Origin of the sequence: Streptomyces sp. MB09-01, assembly GCF_033794505.1 — a bacterium.
In the GTDB taxonomy this organism is placed as follows: domain Bacteria; phylum Actinomycetota; class Actinomycetes; order Streptomycetales; family Streptomycetaceae; genus Streptomyces.
The window spans coordinates 1-3,392 of record NZ_JARAYQ010000464.1 but is presented as its reverse complement, the minus strand read 5'-3'; the positions used below and the strand labels follow the sequence as shown (position 1 = coordinate 3,392).

General features: G+C 70.3%; 2 protein-coding genes. One reads left to right on the top strand and one right to left on the bottom strand.

Features of this window, described 5'->3' with window-relative positions; genetic code table 11:
• Positions 1–39 precede the first annotated feature (39 nt).
• Positions 40–1,434, bottom strand: coding sequence for a pyridoxal phosphate-dependent decarboxylase family protein (locus PV721_RS42330; protein WP_416371292.1), 1,395 nt, complete (start codon positions 1,432–1,434; stop codon positions 40–42).
• A gap of 305 nt (positions 1,435–1,739) precedes the next feature.
• On the opposite strand from PV721_RS42330, the gene PV721_RS42325 reads away from it, so the two are divergent.
• Positions 1,740–3,209, top strand: coding sequence for a multicopper oxidase family protein (locus PV721_RS42325; protein WP_319734065.1), 1,470 nt, complete (start codon positions 1,740–1,742; stop codon positions 3,207–3,209).
• The last annotated feature ends 183 nt before the right edge of the window (positions 3,210–3,392 follow it).

The following is a 3,392-nucleotide window of genomic DNA, read 5'->3' as shown; positions in this document are numbered from 1 at the left end:
TTGTGGGGTTGGAAATTTGTTAAAGAGGCGGGTCGGCGGTCAGGGTGTGGTGCGGGCGTGCCGGGCCAGTTCCTCCACGCGGGCGTGCAGGGTGGGCAGGTAGTGCTCGGATTCCGGTTTGATCAGGACGCTGCGGATCACCCGGGCCGCGTCCGCGTCCCGGCTGACGTGCGGGTGGCGGCGTACGAAGGCGTCGGCGTCCGCGCGCAGCACGCTCAGGAACACGGGGTCCGCCTGCGCCGTCATGCCGTCGCGCAGCAGCCGGCCGGAGGCCTCGTCGATGGCGGACAGGGAGGTGTTGGCGGTGGTGGGGAAGTAGGTGACGATGTCGAGGTCGGGGCGCTGGTAGAGCTCGAGTTCGTCGGAGGCGGTCAGCAGGTCGGCCCAGTGCAGTGCGGCCCGGCGGTTCGCGGTGAGGATCTGTCCGAAGCCGTCCGGTGTGAGCGGCAGCAGTTGCAGGGTCAGCCACAGGGCGGCGGCGGCCGCGCCGGCCCGTGAGCACTCCAGGCTGATCTCGCCCAGGTGGAGGTCCGCGTCGGTGAAGTAGGTGTACGGCGAGTCGTGTGCGAAGTGGCGGCCGGCGCGCGGGTCGGGGAAGAGGACCGCGCCGCAGCCGTAGGGCTGCAGGCCCTGCTTGTGCGGGTCCACGACCACGGAGTCGCATGCGGCGATCGCCTGCCAGGGGGCCGCGTCGATGTCTGCGGTGCCGGCGCGGCCCAGGATGGCGTAGAAGCCGCCGTAGGCCGCGTCGACGTGCACGCGTGCTCCGTAGCGGCGGGCCAGCGGGAGGACTTCGTGGACCGGGTCGACCGCGCCGAGGCCGGTGGTTCCGGTGGTGACGACGACGGTGCCGATGTGTCCGGAGCGCAGGGCGGCTTCCAGCGCGTGCAGGTCGATGCGGCCGTGGGGGTCGGTGGGGATGCGGTGGCCCTGCATGCCCAGGACGTGGCACATCCGCTCGTGGGTGTAGTGGCATTCGCCGCTGTAGGCGATGCCGCGGCCGGGGTGGAGCTGGCGGGCGACGTAGAGGGCCTCCAGGTTGGCCATGGTGCCGCTGGTGGTGAGGTGTCCGACGTGTGCGTCGAGCCCGAACATGGCGGCGAGTTCGGCGACCGCTTCGCGTTCCATCTCGGTGGTGGCGGGTCCGCCTTCGGCGGCGTGGTTGTTGGGGTTGAAGAGCATGGCGGTGAGGTAGCCGGTGACGGCGGCCGGGTGGGGCGGTTTGACCATCTGTCCGGCGTAGCGCGGGTGGAAGAAGGGGTAGTTGTGGTCCATCCGCTTGGCGAGGCGGTCGAAGGCCTCGGTGAAGGCGTCGGGGTGGACGCGGTGCGCGTCGTGGGTCTGGTACGGGCCGAACTGCTCTCCCCACCGCTGCGCCACCGTCAGTGCGCGCGGCAGCCAGTCGCGTAAGTCGTGCAGGTCGTGCAGGTCCACGGGAGCCTCCCCCAGCGGCCGCCCGTTCGGCGGCACGAGTCGGGCGTACGCGGTCGTACGTACGCAAGAGGAGGGTTACCAAGGCCCCGCAAGGCCCGCGCAACGCCTGACGCGCGCACACCATCTGGGCTCCAGTGATGCGCAAGCCGCCTCTGGTGCACTCGCGGCGCGACAGCCACGCGGGGGTATTCCCGGCCGCCGGCTGTCCCGGGGGGCCGGTGTACCGGATGCCGGGTGTTCTCGGCGTGTTCGGCCCCGCTCTCGGGCGTCCGCCCGCACCGCACTTTTCCCAGGAGGAACATTTCATGGTCACCAGACGCAGCTTGCTCGGCGGTGCCGTCGCCGCGACCGGCGCCGGCCTGCTCACCAGTGGTGGCCTGACGCCGCTGCTGCGTGCCCGGACCGCCGAGGCCTCCGCTGCCGGGGCGGCCGGGAGCGGGCCGGTCAGCGTTCCGCCGCCGTTCAGCGTGCGGATGCCGATGGCTTCGGTGCTCCAGCCGATATCGACGCTGGGCGGCCAGGACACCTACGCGGTCACCATCAAGGAGGTGGCGCGGGAGATCATCCCCGGCGTGCAGACGAAGGTGTTGACCTACGACGGCCAGTTCCCGGGGCCGGTGCTGCGGGCCCGCAGCGGGCGCAGGGTGGTGATCCGGCACCGCAACACGCTCACCATGCCGGTCTCGGTCCATCTGCACGGCGGGAGCGTGTCACCGGAGAACGACGGCGGCCCGATGGACACGTTCGCGCCGAACACCTCGCGCACCTACACCTACCCCAACCAGCAGCCGGGCGCCGGCCTGTGGTTCCACGACCACGCGCACCACATGGAGTCGGAGCACGTCTTTCGCGGGCTGTCGGCGACCTATCTGCTCTCGGACGAGACCGAGCGGTCGCTGCCGCTGCCGTCCGGCCAGTACGAGGTTCCGATCGCGCTGCGTGACGCCCGCTTCGACGAGGCCGGCCAGCTGGTCTACCAGATGGACGACGTGTTCGGGCGGACCACCATCCTGGCCAACGGGCGGCCGAGCCCGTACGTCGAGGTCGCGGCCCGCAAGTACCGTTTCCGGCTGCTGAACTCCTCCAACATGCGCTTCTTCCAGCTGCGTCTGTCGGACGGCGGCCAGATGATCCAGATCGGTACGGACGGCGGTCTGCTGGAACACCCCTTCCCGACGGACAGCATCGGGCTGTCCCCGGCGGAGCGGGCGGACGTGGTCATCGACTTCTCCCGCTACCGGGTCGGGACGAAGATCGTGCTGGAGAACACCCTGGGACCGGGGACACCCGACCAGGTGGGCAAGGTGCTGCGCTTCGACGTCGTGCGGACGGCCTCGGATGCGAGCCGGGTGCCCGAGACGCTGCGCACCCTGCCGGCGATGGCGAAGGCCACGGTCCAGCGCAACATCGTCTTGAGCATGGACGAGGACGGCCGCCAGGAGCCGCAGGGGTTCATGGACGGGCAGGTCTGGGACTACCAGCGCATCGACCAGACCATCGCCCACGGCAGTTCGGAGATCTGGACGGTCACCAACACCAACAAGATCGTCCCGCACAACTTCCACATGCACCTGGTCCAGTTCCGGGTGCTGGAGCGCAACGGGGTGCCGGTGGCGCCGGGCGAGGCCGGGCTGAAGGACACGGTGCGGCTGTTCCCCGGGGAGAGCGTGAAGCTGCACGCCACGTTCGACACGTTCAAGGGGACGTACGTCTACCACTGCCACCTGCTGGACCACTCGGCGATGGGCATGATGGCCAATTTCCGTATCCGCTGACGGTGCCCGCCCGGGGGTGCGCTCCTTGGAGCGGAGGTGGGGGAACCGGCCAGGTCCGCTCGACGCGCTCTCAAGGACGGGCCGAGGACCGGGCGGCAGGATCCTGGGCAACAGACCGTGTCCGGCCGTGTCCCCCACGTCCGACCCCTGACCGACCTTTCCCTTAAACACATCCCCAACCCC

What these genes read in the sequence shown, in the direction of transcription:
- PV721_RS42325 (WP_319734065.1), top strand. Translation starts at nt 1,740, where the DNA reads ATGGTCACCAGACGCAGCTTGCTCGGCGGTGCCGTCGCCGCGACCGGC.